We start from the raw sequence: 22315 nt of genomic DNA on the forward strand, positions 1-22315 counted from the left end.
GATTTAAACTCTTCCTCCTCTTTAGTTTACACCGGTGCAATCAAACGTAGTTTGACGACGTTCGAGCAACCAGTAGTAACGTCCCACTTGCACGTCTGAAACCAAACGCGCTTTTCCGTCAAATTGTGAACACCATAATTCGGCCGCTGCACGCATTTCGTCGTCGTCAACTCGAATGTTCAGATAGGTGAAAGCGATCTTGTCGTTCTCTAGTAAATCTGTTTCGGCACCATCGAGGCCTGGAATAGCTCGAACAACGAATTGATCCCTTGGAACAATACCAGAGTTTTCGGATGCAACAGATGTTCCTAGAAAAGAGAGCAAAATTAAGAGACCCGCACGGTGGGCACCGCCGGGCATCGCCCAACCCGCCCCAAAGGGCGGGTGCTTCTTGCCCACCCCTTGGGCGGGCGCTGCCCTCAGTTCTGAGATCAGCGCCTGTTCCATTTTACCCAATCGCTTCCAGCACGGCCTCACCCAGCGTTGCCGGGCTTTCTGCCACGACGATACCGGCCGAGCGCATGGCTTCGATCTTGTCCTCGGCACCGCCTTTGCCACCGGCGACGATCGCGCCTGCGTGGCCCATGCGGCGGCCCGGAGGGGCTGTGCGGCCTGCAATGAAGCCAGCAACCGGCTTTTTGCGGCCCTTCTTGGCTTCATCCGCCAGGAACTGTGCGGCTTCCTCTTCGGCTGAACCACCGATCTCACCGATCATGATGATCGAGTGGGTCTCGTCATCCGCCAGGAACCATTCCAGCACGTCGATATGTTCGGTGCCTTTGATCGGGTCGCCGCCGATGCCGACGCAGGTGGACTGGCCCAGACCCACGTCAGTGGTCTGTTTGACAGCCTCATAAGTGAGGGTACCGGAACGAGACACAACGCCGACCGAGCCGCGCTTGTGGATGTGGCCGGGCATGATGCCGATCTTGCAGGCATCCGGCGTGATGACACCGGGGCAGTTCGGGCCGATCAGGCGCGATTTGGAGCCTTCCAGCGCGCGCTTTACCTTCATCATGTCCAGAACCGGAATGCCTTCGGTAATGCAGACGATCACTTCCATCTCGGCGTCAATCGCTTCGAGGATCGAGTCAGCTGCGAAGGGCGGCGGGACATAAATCACCGAGGCGTTCGCTTCGGTCACATGCTTGGCCTCGTGGACCGAGTTGAACACGGGCAGGTCAAGATGGGTCATCCCGCCTTTGCCGGGGGTCACGCCGCCGACCATCTTAGTGCCATAGGCGATGGCCTGTTCAGAGTGGAATGTGCCCTGCGAGCCGGTAAAGCCCTGACAGATCACTTTGGTATTTTCGTCGATGAGGACTGCCATCTGGCGTTCTCCTTTATAGGGCGGGCCTCAGCCCACCGAAATCTTGGGAAAGATGGGCCGAAGCCCATCCAACGGGATGACATCAGCCTTTGACGGCCTTCACGATCTTCTCGGCACCGTCTTTCAGGTTGTCCGCTGCGATCACGTCCAGGCCAGAGGTGTTGATGATCTCTTTGCCTTTCTCAACGTTCGTGCCTTCCAGACGCACGACCAGCGGAACCTTGAGGCCGACCTCTTTCACCGCGGCGACAACGCCTTCGGCAATCACATCACAGCGCATGATGCCGCCGAAGATGTTGACCAGAATGCCTTTGACGTTCGGGTCCGAGGTGATGATCTTGAACGCCTCGGTCACTTTCTCTTTGGTGGCACCGCCGCCCACGTCGAGGAAGTTGGCAGGCTCGGCACCATACAGTTTGATGATGTCCATGGTGGCCATCGCCAGACCAGCGCCGTTCACCATGCACCCGATCTCACCATCCAGCGCGATGTAGTTCAGGTCGTATTTCGAGGCTTCGAGTTCCTTGGGGTCTTCTTCGGTTTCGTCGCGCAGCTCGGCGATGTCGGGGTGGCGGTAAACCGCGTTGCCGTCAAAGCCCAGCTTGGCGTCCAGCACCTTGAGGTCGCCGCCTTCGGCCACGATCAGGGGGTTGATCTCCAGCATCTCCATGTCCTTCTCGACGAAGGCCTGGTACAGCTGACCCATCAACTTGACGCATTGCTTGACCTGCGCGCCTTGCAGACCCAGCGAGAAGGCGATGCGGCGGCCGTGATAGGCCTGATAGCCGGTCACAGGGTCCACCGAGAAGGACAGGATTTTCTCGGGCGTGGACTCGGCCACTTCTTCGATGTCCATGCCGCCTTCGGTCGAGCAGACAAAGGAAATGCGGCTGGTCTGGCGATCCACCAGAAGGGCCAGATACAGCTCACGCTCGATGCCGGAACCGGCCTCGATATAAATGCGGTTGACCTGCTTGCCTGCGGGGCCGGTCTGATGTGTAACTAGCGTGCGGCCCAGCATCTTTTTGGCTTCTTCGGCGGCCTCTTCGACCGATTTGGTCAGACGGACACCGCCCTTTTCACCGGCGTCGGCCTCTTTGAACGAGCCCTTGCCGCGGCCACCTGCGTGGATTTGGGCTTTGACAACCCAAAGGGGGCCATCCAGTTCACCGGCTGCGGTTTTGGCTTCCTCGGCGCGCAGAACCGCGCGACCTTCGGAGACCGGAGCGCCATAGCTGCGAAGAAGAGCCTTGGCTTGGTATTCGTGAATATTCATCGAAATTGTCCCGTCTGACTACGATTAGATCGTTATAGGGGTGTCTGGGGGACAAGTTTAAAGGTTTTTTTGCCGCCGACGCAGTTTTTAGCAAAGATTTTCAGCATTTGTGATCACAGTATTTTCTGGTGTGATCACAAATTTTGTAGGCGGCGTACGTTGATTCGATATCTGGATGCGCATGGCCATTGGTGCCAACAAATAAAGGATTTGCGACGTTTGCGCCAACATTGGCGACAAGTCTAACATCAGCCTTGATTGCAAAAGAAAACCGGCCCAAAGAGGACCGGTTTTTTTGAATTTTGTGCTGTGGAAGGATCAGGCCAGAGAGCTGTCGATACCCTTGCACGCTTCGATCAGGCCCTTCACAGCGTTGACCGAGTTGTCGAAACCGGCTTGCTCTTCTTCGTTGAGCTTAATGTCGACAACACGCTCGATGCCGCCTGCGCCGATCACTGTGGGGACGCCGACATACATGCCATCTACGCCCAGCTCACCATTGCAATAGGCGGCACAGGGCAGAACGCGCTTTTGGTCTTTCAGATAGGCTTCGGCCATTTCGATCGCCGAGGTGGCCGGAGCATAGAAGGCCGAGCCGGTTTTCAGCAGTCCAACGATTTCGGCACCGCCGTCACGGGTGCGCTGAACGATGGCGTCCAGTTTCTCCTGTGTGGTCCAGCCCATTTCAACCAGATCGGGCAGCGGGATACCGGCAACGGTCGAGTAACGCACCGACGGCACCATGGTGTCGCCGTGGCCGCCCAGCACAAATGCGGTCACATCGCGCATCGAGACGTTGAATTCTTCCGACAGGAAATGGGCAAAACGGCCCGAGTCCAGAACGCCGGCCATGCCGCAGACCTTGTTGTGGGGCAGGCCCGAGAATTCGCGCAGCGCCCAGACCATTGCGTCCAGCGGGTTGGTGATGCAGATGACGAACGCATCCGGAGCATTGGCAGCGATGCCTTCACCCACGGATTTCATGACCTTCAGGTTGATGCCCAGCAGGTCGTCGCGGCTCATGCCCGGTTTGCGGGGCACACCGGCGGTGACGATGCAGACGTCCGCGCCTGCGATGTCTTCGTAGGACTGGGTGCCCTTCAGCTTGGCGTCGAACCCTTCGGAGGGGCCGGATTCTGCGATGTCCAGCGCCTTGCCTTCGGGGGTGCCTTCGGCGATGTCGAACAGGACGACGTCACCCAGTTCTTTCATTGCAGCGAGGTGGGCGAGCGTGCCGCCGATCTGACCTGCGCCGATCAGCGCGATCTTGGGTCTGGCCATGTGGAAAATCTCCGATGGGGTTAGAAATCGCGGTTGTGCTAGTCGGTAAAACGGATTTGTGCAAGGGTTGTGCTGCGTGGCATACAACCGCATACCGTATTTGTGCCGTCCGAGGGGCGCGATTCCTGAAGTATTCGGAAGACTAAATGTTCGAACTGGACCTGATGTTTTTTGCCGTGGCGATCCCGGCCGTGATCTTCGCCGGCATTTCCAAGGGCGGGTTCGGGTCGGGCGTGGCCTTCGCGTCTTCGTCGATTCTGGCGCTGATCCTGACGCCGGGACAGGCGCTGGCGCTGATGCTGCCGATCCTGATGGTGATCGACGTCGCCACGCTGAAACCCTATTGGAAACGCTGGAGCTGGCCGGATTCGCGCCTGCTGATCCTTGGCGCTGTGCCTGGCATCGCGCTGGGCGCTTGGCTGTATCGCGTGACAGATGACGATTTGCTGCGTCTGCTGATCGGGGCGATCTCGGTCGGGTTCGTGGTCTGGCATGTGGCGCAAAGCAAGGGCTGGATTCGCGGCTTTGCCAACCGGCTGCCACCCTCGGCCGGGCTGTTTGCGGGGCTGGTGGCTGGGTTCACCAGCTTTGTCAGCCACGCCGGCGGCCCGCCCGCAGCCGTATACCTGCTGTCGCAACGCCTGACGAAGACCGAGTTTCAGGCCAGCACCGTGCTGGTTTTCTGGGTCATCAACGCAGCGAAATTCGTGCCCTTCGCCTATTTGGGCCTGTTCACATGGCACACGGCGCTGGCGGATCTACTACTGACCCCTTTCGCCATTCTTGGCGCGTGGCTGGGCGTCCGGGCGCATTTCATGCTGTCAGAGCGCCTGTTCTTTGGCATCGCTTATGTCCTGCTGACCCTGACCGGCAGCAAACTGATCTGGGACGCGCTGACCTAGACGTTGGGCGGCAGCGCCTCGGCCATGTCCTCATAAGACCGACCGGACGCGATCAGACAGGTCATTCCGTCTGGCATCGTCACCGTGATCGTCCAACTACCGCTTGTGTCCGAGGCATAGACCTCCATCACCGCGCCTCGGCGCGCGATGCCGATGCCCTGACGGGTCTCGCCATAGGTTTCGGTCAACCGCTTGACCACGTCTTCGCGCGGGGCGCAGTTCCGGGCCTGTACCTGCTGGGCGGCCAGCACCATGATGCCCAGCCCCATCGTCATCTTGAACAGCGTCTTTTTCATCCGTGCACCCTTTCGATTCCATCTGCCCCAAAGGGTGCAGGCGAGGCACCGAAATCCGGTTAAGCCAACGCACGTTGCGTCGCTTATGCTGCAATGCGGCGATTTTGCTCTTGAACTTTCCGGCAAAAAATGCCCCATTCCGCGCAACTTTATTTCTTAAGGGAGAGGCCAATGGACCCCCGTCAGCGCCCCTATCGTTCTGTACTGTATATCCCCGGCTCGAAAGATCGGGCGCTGGACAAGGCGCGCACCCTGCCGGTCGACGCGATCATCTTTGATCTGGAAGATGCGGTTGCCGCGGATGAAAAAGAGAACGCGCGGGAAACGCTCAAGGCCGCTTTGGCCGCGGGCGGATACGGCGCGCGGGTCAAGATCGTGCGCATCAACGGGTTGGACACCAAATGGGGCCGTGCTGATGCCGAGGCCGTGCGGGACATGGATGCCGATGTGGTTCTGTTGCCTAAGGTGAACTCGGCCGCTGATGTAGACGCTCTGGCGGCGATCACCGGAGATATCCCGATCTGGGCGATGATGGAGACACCGCGCGGTATGCTGAACGCCGCCGAAATTGCCGCGCATCCGCTGATGGCGGGGTTTGTGATGGGCACCAACGACTTGGCCAAGGAATTGCAGACCCGTTTCCGTCCCGATCGCCTGCCGCTGATGACCTCTCTGGGCCTGTGTCTGCTGGCCGCCAAGGCCGAGGGCCTGATCATCGTGGACGGCGTTTATAACGCCTTCAAGGATGACGAGGGGCTAGCCGCAGAATGTACGCAGGGCCGCGATATGGGCTTTGACGGCAAGACGCTGATACACCCGGCTCAGGTCGAAATCACCAACGCGGCCTATGCGCCCTCGGATGCGGAAATCGACTTGGCCCAACGTCAGATCGCTGCTTTTGAAGAGGTCGAGGCGCAAGGGCAAGGCGTTGCTGTCGTGGATGGCAAAATTGTTGAGAACCTGCACGTTGCAACCGCCCGCGAAATTCTGGCAAAAGCAGAGGCGATTTCAGCTTTGCAAGCGGGGTAAGCCAGCATGGGCTTCGTTCTTCTGATCCTTGGTGTGGCGCTTTGGTGGGCCGCACATCTGTTAAAACGCGTCGCGCCTACGCAGCGCGAGGCCATGGGCAATGGCGGCAAAGGTGCGGTGGCACTGGCGCTGGTGGCGGCGATTTTGCTGATGATCTTCGGCTATCGCATGACCGATTTCATCTATGTCTGGGCGCCGCCCACATTCCTGATCCACGTCAACAACCTGCTGGTGCTGATCGCCATCTTCCTGATGAGCCCCGCACCCAAGAAAGGCCGCCTGCTGAACAAGCTGCGCCATCCGATGCTGGGCGGGTTCAAGCTGTGGGCCTTTGCGCATCTGCTGGTAAATGGCGATCTGGCCTCGATCATCCTGTTCGGCGGATTGCTGGCCTGGGCCGTGGTCGAAGTGATCGTGATCAACAAGTCCGAGCCTGACTGGACACCCGGTGAACCCGGAACCTACGGCAAAGACGCGATGTTCTTTGTGGCCTCGATCATTCTGCTGGGTGTCATCGGTTATATTCACGGGCTGGTCGGCCCGTCTCCGTTCGGATCGTGAGGGGAATAAAATGGCAAAACTCTATCGTCTGCTGACGGAAGAGGACACCTCGGCCTTTTGCCACAAAGTGTCCGACGCTCTGGCCAAAGGGTGGGAGCTGTATGGTGACCCGTCCTATGCCTTTGACGCCGCAAACAACGTGATGCGCTGTGCGCAGGCTGTGACCAAAGAGGTCGCGGCCGACTATTCACCCGATATGAAACTGGGACAGCAATAATGGCAAAGACCAATCCGGGCCGCTTTTTCGAGGACTATTCCGTCGGGCAGGTGCTGCAACACGCGGTGCCGCGCACCGTTACTGATGGTGAGCGGGCGCTGTATCACGCGCTCTATCCTGCGCGTCATGCGCTCTATTCCTCGGACGAGTTTGCCCGGGCATCCGGCTTGCCACAAAGCCCGTTGGACGATCTGGCGGCGTTTCATGTGGTGTTCGGCAAGACAGTGCCGGATGTCTCTCTGAATGCAGTTGCCAATCTGGGCTATGCCGAGGGGCGCTGGCTGAAACCGGTTTATGCTGGCGACACTCTGCGGTCGGAATCCGAGGTGATCGGGGTCAAGCAGAACTCGAACGGCAAAACCGGGGTGGTTTATGTGCGCACCCGTGGCCTGAATCAGCGCGATGAGGCGGTCATGGAATATGTCCGCTGGGTGATGGTCCGCAAATCAGACCTGTCCGCCCCCGCACCCGACGCAGTGGTGCCCGAGTTGAAAAAGGCGTTGGAGCCAAGCGATCTGGTCATTCCGCAGGGTTTGAATTTCTCGAACTACGATTTTGCCCAAGCCGGTGAGGCGCATCGCTGGGGCGATTATGAGATCGGCGAAAAGATCGACCACGTGGACGGGGTCACAATAGAAGAGGCCGAGCATATGCTGGCCACCCGCCTTTGGCAGAACACTGCCAAAGTGCATTTCGACCTGACCTTCCGCCCCGAGGGACGTCTGATTTATGGCGGTCACGTGATCTCTATGGCGCGAACATTGTCTTTCAATGGTCTGGCCAATGCACAGATGGTGGTGGGCCTGAATGGCGGCGCGCACGCCAACCCGTGTTTTGCGGGCGATACGATCAAGGCGTGGTCCGAGGTTCTGGACAAGGCCGAAACCGGCGTGCCCGGCGTGCGGGCGATCCGTCTACGCTTGGTCGCAACAAAGTGCGGCGAACCCTTCCTGCTGAAAAACGAAGACGGGCGCTATATGCCCAACGTGTTGCTTGATCTGGACTACTGGGCATTGATGCCCGTTTGATACCTACCCACATTCATGTGATCGCAGCCCGCGTCATTCGTGCTAGGCTGCGGTCATGCGCGCGTTCCGATCCATAGCTTTGAGTTTTTGCCTGGCTCCACCCGCCATGGCCTGCGATCTTGCGCTGGCGTTGGCAGTGGATGTCTCTGGCTCGGTTGATTCCTCGGAATACCGTATTCAGATGGACGGGTTGGCTTCGGGTTTGCGCGATCCCATCGTGTCCGAGGCACTGGTGCGTGGTCAGGCTCGCTTGATGCTTGTGCAATGGACAGGCGCCTCGCGGCAGAAGATCACAATCCCCTGGACCAATATCGACAGTTTCGAAACGCTGGATCGGTTTGCAGATCAGGTGGCTGCTGGCCCGCGCGTCTGGCGTAATTTCTCGACCGCAATAGGCGAGGCCCTGGAAATGACGCTGTCGAGTTTTGACGAAGTCGCCACCTGCAAAAGGCATCTTATCGATATCTCGGGCGATGGAACCTCTAACGAAGGGGTTGAGCCTAGCGAGATACATGAAGTTTTGCGTAGCCAAGGCGTAACCGTGAACGCGATTGCGATCGAAGAAAGCGAACCAGACCTGACCGCCTACTTCTTTGAAAACGTGATCGTGGGCGAAGGGGCCTTTGTGGTCTCGGCTGCGGGGTTTGAAGACTATCCCGAACGTATTCGCAAGAAATTGTTGCGGGAAGTGACGCAGCAAACCGCAGGTCTGGACTGAGTGAATGCAGATTCGGAAGTCGCGGCGCTAACACTCGATGGACTTGAATTCATTTGTGATCACGTCATTATTTTGTGTGATCACAATTCTCAAATATGCGTCATTTTGCTCCAATATTAGGCTTTTTTGCATCTGCAGCACGTGACAGAGTCGCAAAAAACAGTAAAACGTTCGGTAGCCAACCGAAAAGGAGCCGCCATGGCCGATGTTAACCGGGGCAATCGCCCGTTATCGCCGCATCTGTCGATTTATCGCCCGCAGTTGACCTCGGTCACCTCTATTCTGACCCGTATCACCGGGAACGCGATGATCGTGGCAGCCTTGCTGATCGTATGGTGGTTTCTGGCCGCCGCAACCTCGCCCGAAGCATACGAGCGTGCGAATTGGTGGCTGACATCGGTTTTGGGTGATCTTGTGATGGCTCTGTCCCTGTGGGGGTTGTGGTACCACACGCTGGCAGGTGTTCGGCACCTGATCTGGGACAACGCGAAGGGGCTGGAGTTGCCGGTCGCGGAGAAGCTGGGTTGGGCGGTTGTCATCGGGTCGGTTGTCCTGACCCTGCTGACCCTGATCATCGTTGCGTAAAGGAGGCCAGACATGCGTTATCTGACAGACCGCAAACGCGCCAGTGGCCTTGGATCGGCCAAGGCAGGCACAGCTCATTTCTGGCGGATGAAGGTCAGCTCGGTGGCGTTGCTGATCCTTGTTCCGCTGTTCATCTTCACCTTTGGTCCCGTGCTGGGGCATCCCTATGATGTGGTGCTGGACTACTATTCGCGCCCGTTCCCGGCGATTGTTGCGGCACTGACGTTGGTGATCGGTATGAAACACTTCGCCGAAGGCGCACAGGTGATGCTCGAGGATTATACCCACGGCACGACCGAGAAGGTCCTGATCATCCTGACCACCTGCTTGTCCTACGGCGCGGCTGCGGCGGGCCTATTCGCCATTGCCCGCATTGCCCTCTAATTCCCGGAGCTGAAAGAAATGGCTGCATACGAATACGAAACGCACGAATATGACGTGGTCGTTGTCGGCGCCGGTGGGGCGGGTCTGCGGGCCACCCTGGGCATGGCCGAACAAGGGCTACGCACTGCCTGTGTAACCAAGGTTTTTCCGACCCGCTCGCATACAGTGGCGGCGCAGGGCGGCATTGCCGCGTCGCTTTCAAACATGGGTCCGGACCACTGGCAGTGGCACATGTACGACACCGTCAAAGGCTCGGACTGGCTGGGCGATACTGACGCAATGGAATACCTCGCGCGTGAGGCGCCCAAGGCCGTGTACGAGCTGGAGCACTACGGTGTGCCTTTCAGCCGGACCGAGGAAGGTAAGATCTATCAGCGCCCGTTCGGTGGCCACACCACCGAATTTGGCGAAGGCCCTGCGGTGCAGCGCACCTGTGCGGCTGCTGACCGGACCGGCCACGCGATCCTGCATACTCTGTACGGGCAATCGCTGAAGAACAACGCCGAGTTCTACATCGAATACTTCGCCATCGACCTGATTATGTCCGACGACGGGCAGTGTCAGGGCGTCGTCTGCTGGAAGCTGGACGACGGCACGATGCATGTCTTCAACGCCAAGATGGTGGTGCTGGCGACTGGTGGTTATGGCCGGGCATATTTCAGTGCAACCTCGGCCCATACTTGCACCGGCGACGGCGGCGGCATGGTGGCCCGTGCAGGCCTGGCCTTGCAGGATATGGAGTTCGTGCAGTTCCACCCCACCGGCATCTACGGTTCGGGCTGCCTGATCACCGAAGGTGCCCGAGGCGAGGGCGGATACCTAACCAACTCGGAAGGCGAACGGTTTATGGAGCGCTATGCGCCCCAGTACAAAGACCTTGCGCCACGTGACTATGTCAGCCGTTCGATGACGATGGAAATCCGCGAAGGCCGCGGCCACGGTGACAATGGCGACCATATCCACCTGAACCTCAGCCACCTGCCTGCCGAGGCGCTGGCCGAGCGTTTGCCGGGCATTTCAGAATCTGCGCGCGTCTTTGCGGGCGTGGATGTCACCAAGGAACCGATCCCGGTTCTGCCGACGGTTCACTACAACATGGGCGGTATCCCCACAAACTATTGGGGCGAGGTTCTGAACCCCACTGCCGATAACCCAACCGCCGTGGTTCCCGGCCTGATGGCTGTGGGCGAGGCCGGGTGTGCCTCAGTTCATGGGGCAAACCGCTTGGGCTCGAACTCTTTGATCGACCTTGTGGTCTTTGGCCGCGCGGCCGCGATCCGGGCCGGTAAGGTTGTAGATGCCGAGGCTGCGAATCCGGTGCTGAATCAGGCGTCGGTCGATAAGGCTTTTGACCGGTTCGATACGGCACGCAACGCCAATGGTTCGATTCCGACCGCCGACCTGCGGCTTGAGATGCAGAAAACCATGCAGGCTGACGCGGCAGTATTCCGTACCGCCAAGACCATGGCCGAAGGCGTCGAAAAGATGACGGCCATTGCGGCTAAGATGGATGATCTGAAAGTCACCGACCGCTCGTTGGTGTGGAACAGTGACCTGATGGAGACGCTGGAACTGGGCAACCTGATGCCGAGCGCATTGGCAACGATCGTCGGAGCCGAAGCGCGTAAGGAGTCTCGTGGTGCCCATGCCCATGAGGATTTTGCCGAGCGCGATGATGAGAACTGGCGTGTTCACACCGTTAGCCGGGTCGAGGGTAATAAGGTTGAGCTCAGCTATCGCCCTGTGATTGCGGACCCGCTGACGACCGAAGCCGAAGGCGGCATCAGCCTCAAGAAAATCGCACCGAAGGCGCGGACCTTCTAACGCATTTGTTTAAAAACCACGAAAAAAGCCACCCATAAGCTGGGTGGCTTTTTTTATGGGGCAGTCTCCCTATGTGAGTTCTGCGAGAGCTTGCTTCAACTGACCCGAAATATGGGCTGGTTGGCGGGCAACAGCGAATTGCAAGCAGGCTCGGCGTTTTTCGTTCAGTTCGTCTTTTGACATCTCCATCACCCGCATCATCGTCCGGATCAATCCGCGCGGGTTTTGCGCCGGATACAACAGGTCATGACAGGCTTCGGGGGTCGTGTGTTTGTGTGGTTCAATGTCCGGACCAATGATCGGAAGTCCGAAGGTTTGGGCCAGCATGGCAGTTCCCGACGTAAACGTGTTCATTGATGGCAAGGTGTAGACATGCGATTGCGAGAAAATCGTGGGAATTTCGTCGTCCGGAACACGGTCGGAAATCACGGTCACATTCGGATTCACCTGCATTCGACGCATTAGCCTGCGTCCCGAGCGAAAGACTTTCCCGACCACCGATAGCTCGAACGAATGTCCGCGATTGGTCAATTTGCGGGCGGCTTCATGCAGCTTGTCCAGGTCACGATTTCCACGCATTGCACCAAAAGCCAGGAACCGGATCGGTTGGTTTACGGGCGCTGACCGGTTAAGCGTGACCTCTGTCGGCTCATAGACGCCAAGGTAACTTGGATGGGGAATCAATCGAATCTTCTCTGAATCTGCACCATATTCCGAGATCATGTGACGCGCCGCGTGGGGTGTATGCACATGAATCAGGTCAGACATCTGAGTCAGTTGCTGGCGAATCTGCCGAAAATTGTCGGTAAGCTCGGCCTGCGAATGCGCTGCCTGGTTGTGGATGGTCCAAATCAGACGCCCGCCGTTTTCCCGGTAGCGCTCTAGCCCTCGTTTGACTTCATGAAAAAGCGGACTTGTGTCATCGGATTCGGCGATACGGAACAGGCGGTCATCCCAATGAAGATGAATAATCCTGTGTGCTGCTCTGAAATCGGGGTTTGCGAATTGCGCAAACGAAACCTCGCGTGGGGCGGACAGAGTGAATTCGGGGCTGCAAGCCGAATACATCATATCCTGATAAGGGTTCTTCGTGCCGTATGGGAAATTGGCGACTTTGGTTTGCATTTAGAGTCCCGGATACTGCTCATCATTTGCGGGGTCTTGCCTGATTGCTAAATCCCGGTGCATAGGCGAATTTGCCTAATTTTATTGGGTGTTTTCAAGGCTAAATGGTTGGCTTTCAGCGGTTCTGAGTGTATCAATGCGCAGGAATTTAGCGAGGTCGGAAATGGTACAGCTCACCCTGCCAAAGAATTCCCGGATCACAACCGGAAAAACCTGGCCCAAGCCGGATGGCGCAACCAATGTGCGCAAGTTTCAGATCTATCGCTGGAACCCGGATGATGGTCAGAATCCTAGGGTTGATACCTATTTCGTTGATATGGACAACTGTGGTCCAATGGTTTTGGACGCACTGATCAAGATCAAGAACGAGATTGACCCAACCCTGACTTTCCGCCGGTCCTGCCGCGAAGGCATTTGCGGATCCTGCGCGATGAACATCGACGGGATCAACACGTTGGCCTGTATCTATGGCATGGATGAGATCAAGGGCGATGTTAAGATTTACCCGCTGCCGCATATGCCGGTCGTCAAGGACCTGATACCGGACCTGACGCATTTCTATGCTCAGCATGCCTCGATCATGCCGTGGCTGGAAACCAAGACCAACCGCCCTGCGAAAGAGTGGAAGCAGTCCATCGAAGATCGCAAAAAGCTAGATGGTCTATATGAGTGCGTGATGTGCGCGAGCTGCTCGACCTCGTGCCCCAGCTATTGGTGGAATGGCGATCGCTATCTTGGACCCGCAGCATTGTTGCACGCCTATCGCTGGATCATCGACAGCCGTGATGAGGCCACGGGTGAACGTCTGGACGAGTTGGAAGATCCCTTCAAACTGTATCGTTGCCACACGATCATGAACTGCGCCAAGACTTGCCCCAAGGGTCTGAACCCGGCCAAGGCGATTGCCGAAATCAAAAAGATGATGGTCGAACGGGCAGTTTGATCACAGTTTCAAAAAATGACAAACCCTGGGATGGAAACCTCCCGGGGTTTTTCGTGTCATGCGGGTATTGAAATATCGGAGTACCTCAATGACTAGAATGCTGACAAAGGTTTTTCCCCTCGTTGCGCTCGCGGTTGTGTCCGCATGCAGCGGATCAAGTGGCAGCCGGGCGGACCTTGTTTTCAAACAGGTGGATTGCGCAAATCAAGCCGGGATTGAAGGCCAATTCACCACTCAGATTGTCCGTAAGGATGGCAAACACACCGAGGTGTTTGTTCCGGGCAACGGGGTTAGCGAAGCGCAGGCCGCCCAAGCGAATGCCTGTGTCACCGCGTAAATCAAATGACCCGCAAGGTTGGCAAAACCATATGCCAGCCTTGCATGCAAATGAGGAATGGCGAGACTGCAAAAAGATGAGGTGACCCCCGCAGCTTGACAGCCTATTTTCCGCACAGGGAGGAGTGATGGAACCGGAATGGGATCGCTCCGATGCAAGTGCAAGAATCTGAAAACAAATCGAACGCAGCTGAGGCGCTGGCGCTTTTGGAACAGGCGTGGGCTTACTACATGCCTGAACCCACCGAAACTGCAGAGCTGCGCGAACCTGAGCTTTTTGAATACGCGAACGCGGCTTGATGCGATGGGCGGAATGGGCAATGGATAGCCATGCCTGTTCTGTTGCTTTTACTTGCCGCCGGTGTTTTCGCCTACCTTTATTGGCGGTCCAGAACGACGTCACTGTCCCGCGATTGCCGGTGGCGTCAACATCGAAAGGAAGGCATCTGGGTCTGCGCGTTTTGCTGCGCTCAGCATGAGGGTAAAGACGCGCCGAACATATGTCTTAGAGAGCGCTAAACAAGCAGGGCAGTTTCGCCCTGCTTGAATCTATGCTGCGGGAAAGGCTGCATGCAGAGCGATCTCGACCATATCGCCAAAGCTGCTTTCACGCTCGGAAGAGGGCAGAGCCTCTCCGGTCAGCAAGTGGTCCGAGACGGTGAGAACGGCTAGTGCCCTGCATTGATGGCGGGCGGCCAGAATATACAACTCGGCAGCTTCCATTTCGACGCCCAGGATACCATGACGCACCATCTGTTCATTCAAGTCGGGGCGCTCATCATAAAAAACGTCGGACGAGTAAATGCCCCCTACATGGGTCGGCGTACCCTTTGCGGCTGCAGCCGTCGCGGCGTCTTGCAACAGGTCCCAATCCGCACACGGGGCAAAATTCAGCTCTTTCATGATCCCGCGGGACGGCGTGCTAAGCGTGGTCGATGTCATGGCAAGGATCACGTCGCGGATATTGACCTTATCCTGCATGCCGCCGCATGAACCGATGCGGATCAGGGTCTTGGCTCCATAGTCGCGGATCAGCTCGTTCACGTAGATCGAGAGCGAAGGCATACCCATCCCGCTGCCCTGAATGGTTACGCGGTTGCCCTTCCAGGTCCCGGTGAACCCCAACATGCCGCGCACATTGTTGACTTGTTTTACGTCGTCCAGAAACATCTCTGCCGCCCATTTTGCCCGGTATGGGTCGCCGGGCAAAAGAACCGTTTCTGCAATTTCGCCTTTTTCGGCACCAATATGAATTGTCATGTCAAAGTTAATTCCTATCAGATTTCCAAATCGGCTATATCCGCTCCGGAATTGAGCGCGTCATGAACCCATTGCGGTTTGCGTCCGCGTCCAGACCACGTTTGAGTTGGCTCAGAAGGGTTGCGATATTTGGCATTTGCTTTTGGTTTGCTGCCCGATCCGATGCCGCCATCCGACAATTCAGACAAGGAAAAGCCGAATTCTGCCGCAGCTTTTTCTGCAGCTTTCAAAGCCTCTTGCCGTTCGCGTTTTTCTGCTTTTATCAATGCCTTATCTAACTGTCCGCGCAGGTCAATCAGCTCTTTGCGCGACATTTTTTCAAGGTTAATCGCCATTCGTGCTCTCCCAGCCCAAGTTTTATTACGGCGTTTTCAAAGCAATGCCGTAAATCTAACAACGGGCGATATCTATCCCAATTTACCATGGAATAGATATGGAAAAAGAACAGGTAATGCGACTGTTATTGAGCGGCGATGTTTTGAGGGTCAACCAGCGTAACAATATCCCCCATTATTGCGTTCAGCTCAAAGTTCTTGGGGGTATAGATTTGCGCGACGCCCATTGCCCTCAGCTTTTCCGCATCATCTTCGGGGATGATCCCGCCGACAATTACCGGAACTTCTAAGCCGGCGGCATTCAGGCGCGCCATGACATCCTGCACCAGAGGAATATGGCTGCCCGACAAGATCGAAAGGCCAATCACATGGGCCTGATCTTCCATTGCTGCGGTGACGATTTCTTCGGGTGTTAGGCGGATGCCTTCATAGCTGATGTCCATGCCGCAATCGCGGGCACGGAAAGCGATCTGTTCCGCGCCGTTTGAATGGCCGTCCAACCCTGGCTTGCCGACCAGAAACTTCAGACGACGACCCAGCTTGTCGCTGACCGCATCCACAGCGGCGCGCAGGTCTTCCAAACCTTCGGTTTTGTTCGATACCGACCCGGACACACCGGTCGGCCCACGATATGTGCCATAAACCTTGCGCATTTCTTCGGCCCATTCGCCAGTGGTGACACCGGCCTTGGCAGCTGCGATCGAAGGCTCCATGACATTCGCGCCAGTCTGCGCCGCTTCGCGCAATGCCGCCAACGCTGCTGTAACGGCGGCGTCATCGCGCTCGGAGCGCCATACGTTGAGACGGCTGATCTGCTCATGCTCGACCGCTGGATCGACAACCATGATGCCGCCGTCCTCGGTCTGCAGCGGTGAGGGTTCACCTTCGGTCCACTTGTTCACGCCGACGACAACGGTTTCATTGCGTTCGATGCGATTCAGGCGCTCGGCGTTCGAGTCCACCAGACGGGATTTCATGTATTCGATCGAAGCGACCGCACCACCCATCGAATCCAGATTTGCCAACTCGGCGCGCGCGCCTGCTTTCAGTTCTTCGACCTTGGCGTCGACAGCGGGGTTGCCGTCGAACAGATCGCCGTATTCCAGAAGATCGGTCTCATAGGCCAGAATCTGCTGCATCCGCATCGACCATTGCTGATCCCATGGGCGGGGCAGACCCAGCGCCTCGTTCCAGGCAGGCAACTGAACCGCGCGGGCGCGGGCCTTTTTCGACAGAGTCACGGCCAACATCTCGATCAGGATGCGATAGACGTTGTTTTCTGGTTGTTGCTCGGTCAAGCCGAGCGAGTTCACCTGCACGCCGTAGCGGAAGCGGCGGAACTTGGGATCTTCGACCCCGTAACGGTCTTTCAGAATCTCGTCCCAAAGATCCACGAAGGCGCGCATCTTGCACATCTCGGTGACAAAACGGATGCCCGCGTTCACAAAAAACGAAATCCGACCGCAGAGCGCGGGGAAATCTTCGGCCGGTACGCGCGGGCGCAGCTCGTCCAGAACAGCGATTGCTGTTGCAAGGGCATAGGCCAGCTCTTGTTCAGGTGTCGCGCCAGCTTCTTGCAAGTGATAGGAACACACGTTCATCGGGTTCCATTTCGGAACGTTGGTATAGCAGTACTCGGCCACATCCGCGATCATCTTCAGCGACGGTTTCGGCGGGCACACATAGGTGCCGCGGCTCAGGTATTCCTTGATCAGGTCGTTCTGAACCGTGCCCTGCAGCTTGGACACATCCGCGCCCTGTTCCTCGGCCACGGCGATATAAAGCGCCAACAACCATGGTGCGGTTGCGTTGATGGTCATCGAGGTGTTCATCTGCTCCAGCGGAATCTGGTCGAACAGAACCCGCATGTCGCCCAAGTGACTGATAGGAACGCCGACCTTGCCGACCTCGCCGCGCGCCAACGTGTGGTCGCTGTCATACCCCGTCTGAGTCGGCAAATCGAAGGCCACTGACAGCCCCGTCTGACCCTTTGCCAGATTGCCGCGATACAATGCGTTCGACGCCTTTGCGGTGGAATGACCGGCATAGGTTCGGATGAGCCAGGGGCGATCTTTCTGCGTCTGCGTCATAACGGGCCTCGTGTCCTTGGTGGGCAATAAAATTACTCTGAAGGCTTCTAAAGCGCAATTTTTGGGATATGTCAATTCGCTGCGATGCGGCATATGCAGTTCTTGTGATTGTAGGACGCAACGTTTGCTGTCAGGGTGCGCGCATGACTGAGACCGTGGAGCTTCCGCTTTGGCTGTTTTTGCTGATCCTGGTGTTTGCCGCGGTCACATTTGCTTCGCATTTTCTGTTTCCGTCCGTGCGGTGGTTCTTTCGTCGTCGCCTTGAGCGTGCGGTGAAGCGCCTGAATACGCGGCTGCAGCGCCCGATTCAGCCTTTTAAGCTGGCCGAGCGGCACGACATGATCCAGCGCCTGATTTACGACCCCCAAGTGGGACAAGCTGTTCAGGATCATGCACATGAAACCGGCGTCCCCGAAGCGGTGGCTTTCGAAACCGCCCGCCGTTACGCGCGCGAGATCGTGCCATCTTTCTCGGCGGTGGCGTATTTCAGTTTTGCAATTCGGGTCGCCCGCATGCTGAGCAATGCGTTCTACGATGTGCGCCTCAGCTATCAGGATGAGGAGGCGATAAAAAACATCGACCACGACGCAACCGTTGTGTTTGTGATGAACCATCGCAGCAACATGGATTACGTTTTGGTCACGTATCTGGCCGCGCAGCACTCGGCGTTGTCCTATGCGGTGGGCGAGTGGGCGCGTGTCTGGCCGCTCAGCCGCCTGATCCGGGCCATGGGCGCCTACTTTATCCGTCGCAGATCGGGCAGCGAGCTCTACCGGCAGGTCCTGGCCTGTTATGTGCGTCACGCGACCGAAGCAGGGGTAACGCAGGCTATGTTCCCTGAAGGGGGATTAAGCCTAAGTGGTGCTCTGGGGCGCCCTAAGCTGGGTCTGTTGAAGTATATTCTGGATGGAACCAAACCGGATGGACGAGATGTGGTCTTTGTGCCTGTCGCGCTGAATTACGACCGGGTTCTTGAAGATACGATCCTGACAAAGGCTGCGCTGGGGAATGAAAGGCGTTTTCGCGCCCGTATTGGGGTGATCACGGGTTGGATTCTCAAGCAGATCGGTCGCCGTCTGATCGGGCGGTACACTCGGTTTGGACTCGCGTCGGTGCGGTATGGGAAACCGATCTCGTTGCAGGAGTTTCGTACCGAGCATGAGCGGGACGTCATGACGGATCTGGCGCGTGCCCTGATGGGCCGTATCAAAGATGCTATCCCGCTTGTCCCTCTGCCGGCGATCTGCAAGCTGATCCAGGAACGTGGTGAATTGCTGGAAGATGACGTCCGACGTATTGTTTCGGATTCCATGCGACGCGACGGAACTTCGGCAGATCCAGATGACACTGTGATTACCCAAGCTCTGGACCAACTCGTGCAGAGGCGGATCCTGAAGCAGGTGGACGGAAAAATATCCCAATCTGGTCAACGGGTTGACCTGTTGAACTACTACGCGGCCTCTGCGCGGGAAGATATCGAGTTTGGAGATGCTGCGCCAGCAAAAGAAATTTCTGCATCCGCTGGGTCATAAAATTACAAAATAGATGCAAATTCTATTGCAATATTGCTCGGGTCCAAATATCTCATCTGGTAACGCAGGCGATTCTGCATCGCGGCGAAGGGTTAGATAAAAGGAGGCCAACATGGCTCTGGACACCGAAAGCGGTATCGCGTCCTACGACGCGCCGGAAAAAGACCTCTATGAGATGGGCGAAATCCCTCCGATGGGATTTGTACCTAAGAAAATGTATGCGTGGGCGATCCGTAAGGAACGCCATGGCGAGCCGGACACGGCCATGCAGCTGGAAGTGGTCGATGTGCCCAAGCTGGACAGCCACGAGGTGCTGGTTCTGGTGATGGCGGCCGGTGTGAATTACAACGGCGTCTGGGCGTCGCTGGGTAAGCCGATCAGCCCCTTTGACGGCCATGGTCAGCCCTTCCACATCGCGGGTTCGGATGCCTCGGGCATCGTCTGGGCCGTGGGTGAGAAAGTCACCCGCTGGAAAGTGGGCGACGAGGTCGTGATCCATTGTAATCAGGACGATGGTGACGACGAACACTGCAACGGTGGCGACCCGATGTATTCGGACAGCCAGCGCATCTGGGGTTACGAGACGCCCGATGGCTCGTTTGCGCAGTTCACCAATGTGCAGGCCCAGCAGCTGATGCCGCGCCCCAAGCACCTGACCTGGGAAGAAAGCGCCTGTTACACGCTGACGCTGGCCACCGCCTACCGGATGCTGTTCGGTCACGAGCCGCATGACCTGAAGCCGGGTCAGAACGTTCTGGTTTGGGGCGCGTCGGGCGGTCTGGGTTCTTACGCGATCCAGCTGATCAACACCGCAGGTGCGAATGCGATCGCTGTGATCTCGGACGAAAGCAAGCGTGACTTTGTGATGGGTCTGGGTGCCAAGGGCGTGATCAACCGCAAGGATTTCAATTGCTGGGGTCAGCTGCCTACAGTCAACACGCCGGAATATGCCGAGTGGTTCAAAGAGGCCCGTAAATTCGGCAAAGCCATCTGGGACATCACCGGCAAGGGCGTCAATGTCGATATGGTGTTCGAACACCCCGGCGAAAGCACCTTCCCTGTCTCGACCTTCGTGGTGAAAAAGGGCGGCATGGTCGTGATCTGTGCTGGCACCACCGGATACAACCTGACCTTCGACGTGCGTTATATGTGGATGCACCAGAAGCGCCTTCAGGGTTCGCACTTTGCGCATCTGAAACAGGCATCGGCGGCAAACCAGCTGATGGTCGAGCGTCGTCTGGACCCCTGCATGTCTGAAGTCTTTGCGTGGAACGAGCTGCCCGAAGCCCACATGAAAATGATGCGCAACGAGCATAAGCCCGGCAACATGTCGGTTCTGGTTCAGGCTCCGCGCACCGGAATGCGTACCCTCGAAGAGGTTCTGGACGCACGCGGGTAACCGGCCTGCTTCTCTAGAAATTGCGCCCGCGAATCGTTAATTCGGTTCGCGGGTGCGCTGCGTTTTGGGCGCGGGTGATCGTTTTCAACGACTTGCAAAACCCGACCCCGCTATTTTTGGGGAGTAGAAACCAGTGAATAGCCGCAAAAACACTGCACATGTTATGGTTGTGTTAACCCTTCGTTAACCGTTTCGGAGCGACTCTAGATGGCGAAAAATGAGTGGATACTGGACGTTTTGTCGGATCTCAACGCATTCGCCGTTGAGAACGGTTTGACCGCGCTTGCCGAGCACTTGGATGACACCAAGCTGATCGCAGCGGCCGAGATTGCGTCCTTGAAGGATGAGGCTCGGACGCCCGCGAATGGGAACAACACCGGATATGGCTCAGGTCCTGGAGGACTTGGAAAACACCAGCACGCTTGATGAATTAAGCGATGTTGCCGTCAGGTTGCGCGACCGGCTACAGGTTGAACATCTTATATATCATTGGGTTGATGGGGCAGGTGACCAGTACGGTTATACCACCTATCCCGACGCCTGGGCAGAACGATACCGCGAGCGGAATTACCACCGTATTGATCCGGTAATTCTGGGTTGTTTCCAACGCTTTCACCCGGTGGATTGGAAGTCCTTGGACTGGTCGGGCAAGGTGGCGAAGAATTTTCTTCAGGATGCGCTCGAACACGGGGTGGGCAATCAGGGCTATTCTATCCCGATCCGAGGTCCTAATGGTCAGTTTGCCTTGTTCACCGTTAACCATTCCTGCGACGATAACAGCTGGAAAAGATTTATTGATGCGCATGGGCGCGAGCTGATTTTGATTGCTCATTATTTAAATCGCAAAGCGCTTGAATTTGAGACCGACCGTCAACCGGACGCGCCGCGTGGATTGTCACCCCGCGAGGTGGACGCCATGACCCTACTTGCGCGGGGCTACAGTCGCGCACAGGTGGCGCATTCTCTGTCGATCTCCGAGCATACACTGAGGGTCTATATCGAAAGTGCCCGTGCCAAACTTGGGGCACAGAACACGACCCATGCGATCGCAACAGCGTTAAGCCGGGGATTAATAGTCGTTTAACGGCCGCGCGCACCTCGAACGGTAAATTAACCACGACTTCGTACCCCCTTCGTTCCTGCACAGGACGACAAGGGGAAATGTCATGTTGCGCTATTTGTTTGCCGACGAACTTAACAAGTTTCCGGAGCTCGCCGACGGAATGTTCCGCGACCGAGCCGATCAGTTCAAAACCCGACTGGGTTGGGACGTATATGTCAATGAAAGGGGGGAAGAGCGGGATCAGTATGATGATCTGAATCCGCTCTATGTTATCTGGGAAGAAGAAGACGGTGGTCATGGCGGCTCGATGCGTGTGTTGCCGACAACCGGACGCGTCATGGTAAACGAAGTCTTCGGACATTTGACCGGAGGTGAGCCGATCCACAGCCCACTGATCTGGGAGGTAACGCGGTTTTGCCTGTCGCGCACCGCTAGCCCGCATACCGCCGGTGCTATCATGCTGAGCGGGGGCGAAATCATGGAAGGGTTCGGCCTGACCCACATCGCCGGCGTGTTTGATGCACGAATGATCAGGATTTACCGGCTGATCGGGTCGTCTCCGGTGGTGTTGGGGTCGCAAGGAACGGGGCGTGATCAGATTTCGGTAGGGCTGTGGCCTTATTCTTCTGACGATTGCAACCGTGTGGCCGAACGGGCCGGTATCCCGCGTGAACTGTCGCGTCTTTGGTTCAAGACCGCTTTCGGAACCGCGCGACAGCATCGGTTTGCTCTGTCGGCATAACTTGCGGAAAAGCGGAAACCGCATCTGGTGATAGCTGGCGCGGCCTTGTAGGGTCGCGC

The 22315-nt window shown here is 57.2% G+C and carries 26 protein-coding genes; 17 read left to right on the forward strand and 9 right to left on the reverse strand.

All coding sequences use genetic code 11. The features are described from left to right. Positions 1-21: 21 nt before the first annotated feature. From ABWV79_RS07625 to mdh, 4 genes are all read right to left on the reverse strand, one after another. Complete coding sequence (locus ABWV79_RS07625; protein ID WP_353391205.1) at positions 22-447, reverse strand: hypothetical protein; 426 nt, start codon at positions 445-447, stop codon at positions 22-24. A 1-nt stretch (position 448) separates the two neighbouring features. Further along, on the reverse strand, positions 449-1330 hold the full coding sequence (gene sucD / locus ABWV79_RS07630) for a succinate--CoA ligase subunit alpha (protein WP_170353524.1): 882 nt from the start codon (positions 1328-1330) through the stop codon (positions 449-451). Between the two features lie 82 nt (positions 1331-1412). Next, positions 1413-2606, reverse strand: coding sequence for an ADP-forming succinate--CoA ligase subunit beta (sucC, locus tag ABWV79_RS07635; protein WP_170353523.1), 1194 nt, complete (start codon positions 2604-2606; stop codon positions 1413-1415). A 318-nt stretch (positions 2607-2924) separates the two neighbouring features. After that, positions 2925-3887 carry a malate dehydrogenase gene (mdh, locus tag ABWV79_RS07640; RefSeq protein WP_170353522.1) on the reverse strand — a complete coding sequence of 321 codons (963 nt, stop codon included), beginning with the start codon at positions 3885-3887 and terminating at the stop codon, positions 2925-2927. A 146-nt stretch (positions 3888-4033) separates the two neighbouring features. Here mdh and ABWV79_RS07645 point away from each other — a divergent pair, with 146 nt between their 5' ends. Further along, a complete protein-coding gene (locus ABWV79_RS07645; RefSeq protein WP_353391207.1) occupies positions 4034-4789 on the forward strand; it encodes a sulfite exporter TauE/SafE family protein in 756 nt (251 codons plus the stop codon). Here ABWV79_RS07645 and ABWV79_RS07650 read toward each other — a convergent pair. Next, positions 4786-5085 (reverse strand): hypothetical protein, encoded by a 300-nt coding sequence (locus tag ABWV79_RS07650; RefSeq protein ID WP_353391208.1) that lies wholly within the window; start codon positions 5083-5085, stop codon positions 4786-4788. The two genes, ABWV79_RS07645 and ABWV79_RS07650, sit on opposite strands and share 4 nt — an antisense overlap. Before the next feature lie 171 nt (positions 5086-5256). Here ABWV79_RS07650 and ABWV79_RS07655 point away from each other — a divergent pair, with 171 nt between their 5' ends. The 8 genes from ABWV79_RS07655 (at position 5257) to sdhA (ending at position 11431) form a co-directional block, all read left to right on the forward strand. Continuing rightward, on the forward strand, positions 5257-6114 hold the full coding sequence (locus ABWV79_RS07655) for an HpcH/HpaI aldolase/citrate lyase family protein (protein WP_170751793.1): 858 nt from the start codon (positions 5257-5259) through the stop codon (positions 6112-6114). A gap of 6 nt (positions 6115-6120) precedes the next feature. Beyond that, positions 6121-6675 (forward strand): NnrU family protein, encoded by a 555-nt coding sequence (locus tag ABWV79_RS07660; RefSeq protein ID WP_353391209.1) that lies wholly within the window; start codon positions 6121-6123, stop codon positions 6673-6675. A gap of 10 nt (positions 6676-6685) precedes the next feature. After that, complete coding sequence (locus ABWV79_RS07665; protein ID WP_170751789.1) at positions 6686-6892, forward strand: DUF1737 domain-containing protein; 207 nt, start codon at positions 6686-6688, stop codon at positions 6890-6892. Further along, positions 6892-7920, forward strand: coding sequence for a MaoC family dehydratase (locus tag ABWV79_RS07670; RefSeq protein ID WP_353391210.1), 1029 nt, complete (start codon positions 6892-6894; stop codon positions 7918-7920). Before ABWV79_RS07665 ends, ABWV79_RS07670 begins: the two co-directional genes overlap by 1 nt. 55 nt (positions 7921-7975) lie before the next feature. Then, on the forward strand, positions 7976-8638 hold the full coding sequence (locus tag ABWV79_RS07675; protein ID WP_353391212.1) for a DUF1194 domain-containing protein: 663 nt from the start codon (positions 7976-7978) through the stop codon (positions 8636-8638). Positions 8639-8836: 198 nt separating this feature from the next. Then, positions 8837-9223 carry a succinate dehydrogenase, cytochrome b556 subunit gene (gene sdhC / locus ABWV79_RS07680; RefSeq protein ID WP_353391213.1) on the forward strand — a complete coding sequence of 129 codons (387 nt, stop codon included), beginning with the start codon at positions 8837-8839 and terminating at the stop codon, positions 9221-9223. 12 nt (positions 9224-9235) lie between these two features. After that, a complete protein-coding gene (gene sdhD, locus ABWV79_RS07685) occupies positions 9236-9607 on the forward strand; it encodes a succinate dehydrogenase, hydrophobic membrane anchor protein (RefSeq protein ID WP_353391214.1) in 372 nt (123 codons plus the stop codon). An 18-nt stretch (positions 9608-9625) separates the two neighbouring features. Further along, positions 9626-11431: a succinate dehydrogenase flavoprotein subunit gene (sdhA, locus tag ABWV79_RS07690; RefSeq protein ID WP_353391215.1), complete on the forward strand. Its 1806-nt coding sequence runs from the start codon at positions 9626-9628 to the stop codon at positions 11429-11431. Positions 11432-11500: 69 nt separating this feature from the next. On the opposite strand, the gene ABWV79_RS07695 is transcribed toward sdhA, so the two are convergent. Beyond that, positions 11501-12556, reverse strand: coding sequence for a glycosyltransferase (locus tag ABWV79_RS07695; RefSeq protein ID WP_353391216.1), 1056 nt, complete (start codon positions 12554-12556; stop codon positions 11501-11503). A gap of 163 nt (positions 12557-12719) precedes the next feature. On the opposite strand from ABWV79_RS07695, the gene ABWV79_RS07700 reads away from it, so the two are divergent. The 3 genes from ABWV79_RS07700 to ABWV79_RS07710 all read left to right on the forward strand — a co-directional run bounded on the left by ABWV79_RS07700 (position 12720) and on the right by ABWV79_RS07710 (position 14135). Continuing rightward, positions 12720-13499 carry a succinate dehydrogenase iron-sulfur subunit gene (locus ABWV79_RS07700; protein ID WP_170751781.1) on the forward strand — a complete coding sequence of 260 codons (780 nt, stop codon included), beginning with the start codon at positions 12720-12722 and terminating at the stop codon, positions 13497-13499. 88 nt (positions 13500-13587) lie between these two features. Continuing rightward, the gene (locus tag ABWV79_RS07705; RefSeq protein ID WP_353391217.1) at positions 13588-13836 is read left to right on the forward strand and encodes a hypothetical protein; all 249 of its coding nucleotides are present in this window, start codon (positions 13588-13590) and stop codon (positions 13834-13836) included. A gap of 152 nt (positions 13837-13988) precedes the next feature. After that, on the forward strand, positions 13989-14135 hold the full coding sequence (locus ABWV79_RS07710; RefSeq protein ID WP_170751779.1) for a hypothetical protein: 147 nt from the start codon (positions 13989-13991) through the stop codon (positions 14133-14135). 249 nt (positions 14136-14384) lie between these two features. Here ABWV79_RS07710 and deoD read toward each other — a convergent pair whose 3' ends face one another. The 3 genes from deoD to ABWV79_RS07725 all read right to left on the reverse strand — a co-directional run bounded on the left by deoD (position 14385) and on the right by ABWV79_RS07725 (position 17520). Further along, positions 14385-15095, reverse strand: coding sequence for a purine-nucleoside phosphorylase (deoD, locus tag ABWV79_RS07715; protein ID WP_170353507.1), 711 nt, complete (start codon positions 15093-15095; stop codon positions 14385-14387). A gap of 17 nt (positions 15096-15112) precedes the next feature. Further along, positions 15113-15430, reverse strand: a complete 318-nt coding sequence (locus ABWV79_RS07720; protein ID WP_170353506.1) for an H-NS histone family protein — start codon at positions 15428-15430, stop codon at positions 15113-15115. Positions 15431-15555: 125 nt separating this feature from the next. Then, positions 15556-17520 carry a methylmalonyl-CoA mutase family protein gene (locus tag ABWV79_RS07725; RefSeq protein WP_353391218.1) on the reverse strand — a complete coding sequence of 655 codons (1965 nt, stop codon included), beginning with the start codon at positions 17518-17520 and terminating at the stop codon, positions 15556-15558. A 143-nt stretch (positions 17521-17663) separates the two neighbouring features. On the opposite strand from ABWV79_RS07725, the gene ABWV79_RS07730 reads away from it, so the two are divergent. From ABWV79_RS07730 to ABWV79_RS07750, 5 genes are all read left to right on the forward strand, one after another. Next, positions 17664-19052, forward strand: coding sequence for a 1-acyl-sn-glycerol-3-phosphate acyltransferase (locus ABWV79_RS07730; RefSeq protein WP_353391219.1), 1389 nt, complete (start codon positions 17664-17666; stop codon positions 19050-19052). Positions 19053-19164: 112 nt separating this feature from the next. Further along, positions 19165-20451: a crotonyl-CoA carboxylase/reductase gene (gene ccrA, locus ABWV79_RS07735; protein ID WP_209195320.1), complete on the forward strand. Its 1287-nt coding sequence runs from the start codon at positions 19165-19167 to the stop codon at positions 20449-20451. Between the two features lie 207 nt (positions 20452-20658). Beyond that, positions 20659-20877, forward strand: a complete 219-nt coding sequence (locus ABWV79_RS07740; protein WP_353391220.1) for a hypothetical protein — start codon at positions 20659-20661, stop codon at positions 20875-20877. Continuing rightward, the gene (locus tag ABWV79_RS07745; protein ID WP_353391221.1) at positions 20816-21535 is read left to right on the forward strand and encodes a helix-turn-helix transcriptional regulator; all 720 of its coding nucleotides are present in this window, start codon (positions 20816-20818) and stop codon (positions 21533-21535) included. The genes ABWV79_RS07740 and ABWV79_RS07745 overlap by 62 nt, the downstream gene beginning before the upstream one ends. A gap of 82 nt (positions 21536-21617) precedes the next feature. Further along, positions 21618-22256, forward strand: coding sequence for an acyl-homoserine-lactone synthase (locus ABWV79_RS07750; protein ID WP_170353501.1), 639 nt, complete (start codon positions 21618-21620; stop codon positions 22254-22256). Positions 22257-22315 lie beyond the last annotated feature (59 nt).

Origin of the sequence: Ruegeria sp. HU-ET01832, from assembly GCF_040371315.1 — a bacterium.
GTDB classification, from domain to species: Bacteria; Pseudomonadota; Alphaproteobacteria; order Rhodobacterales; family Rhodobacteraceae; genus Ruegeria; species Ruegeria lacuscaerulensis_A.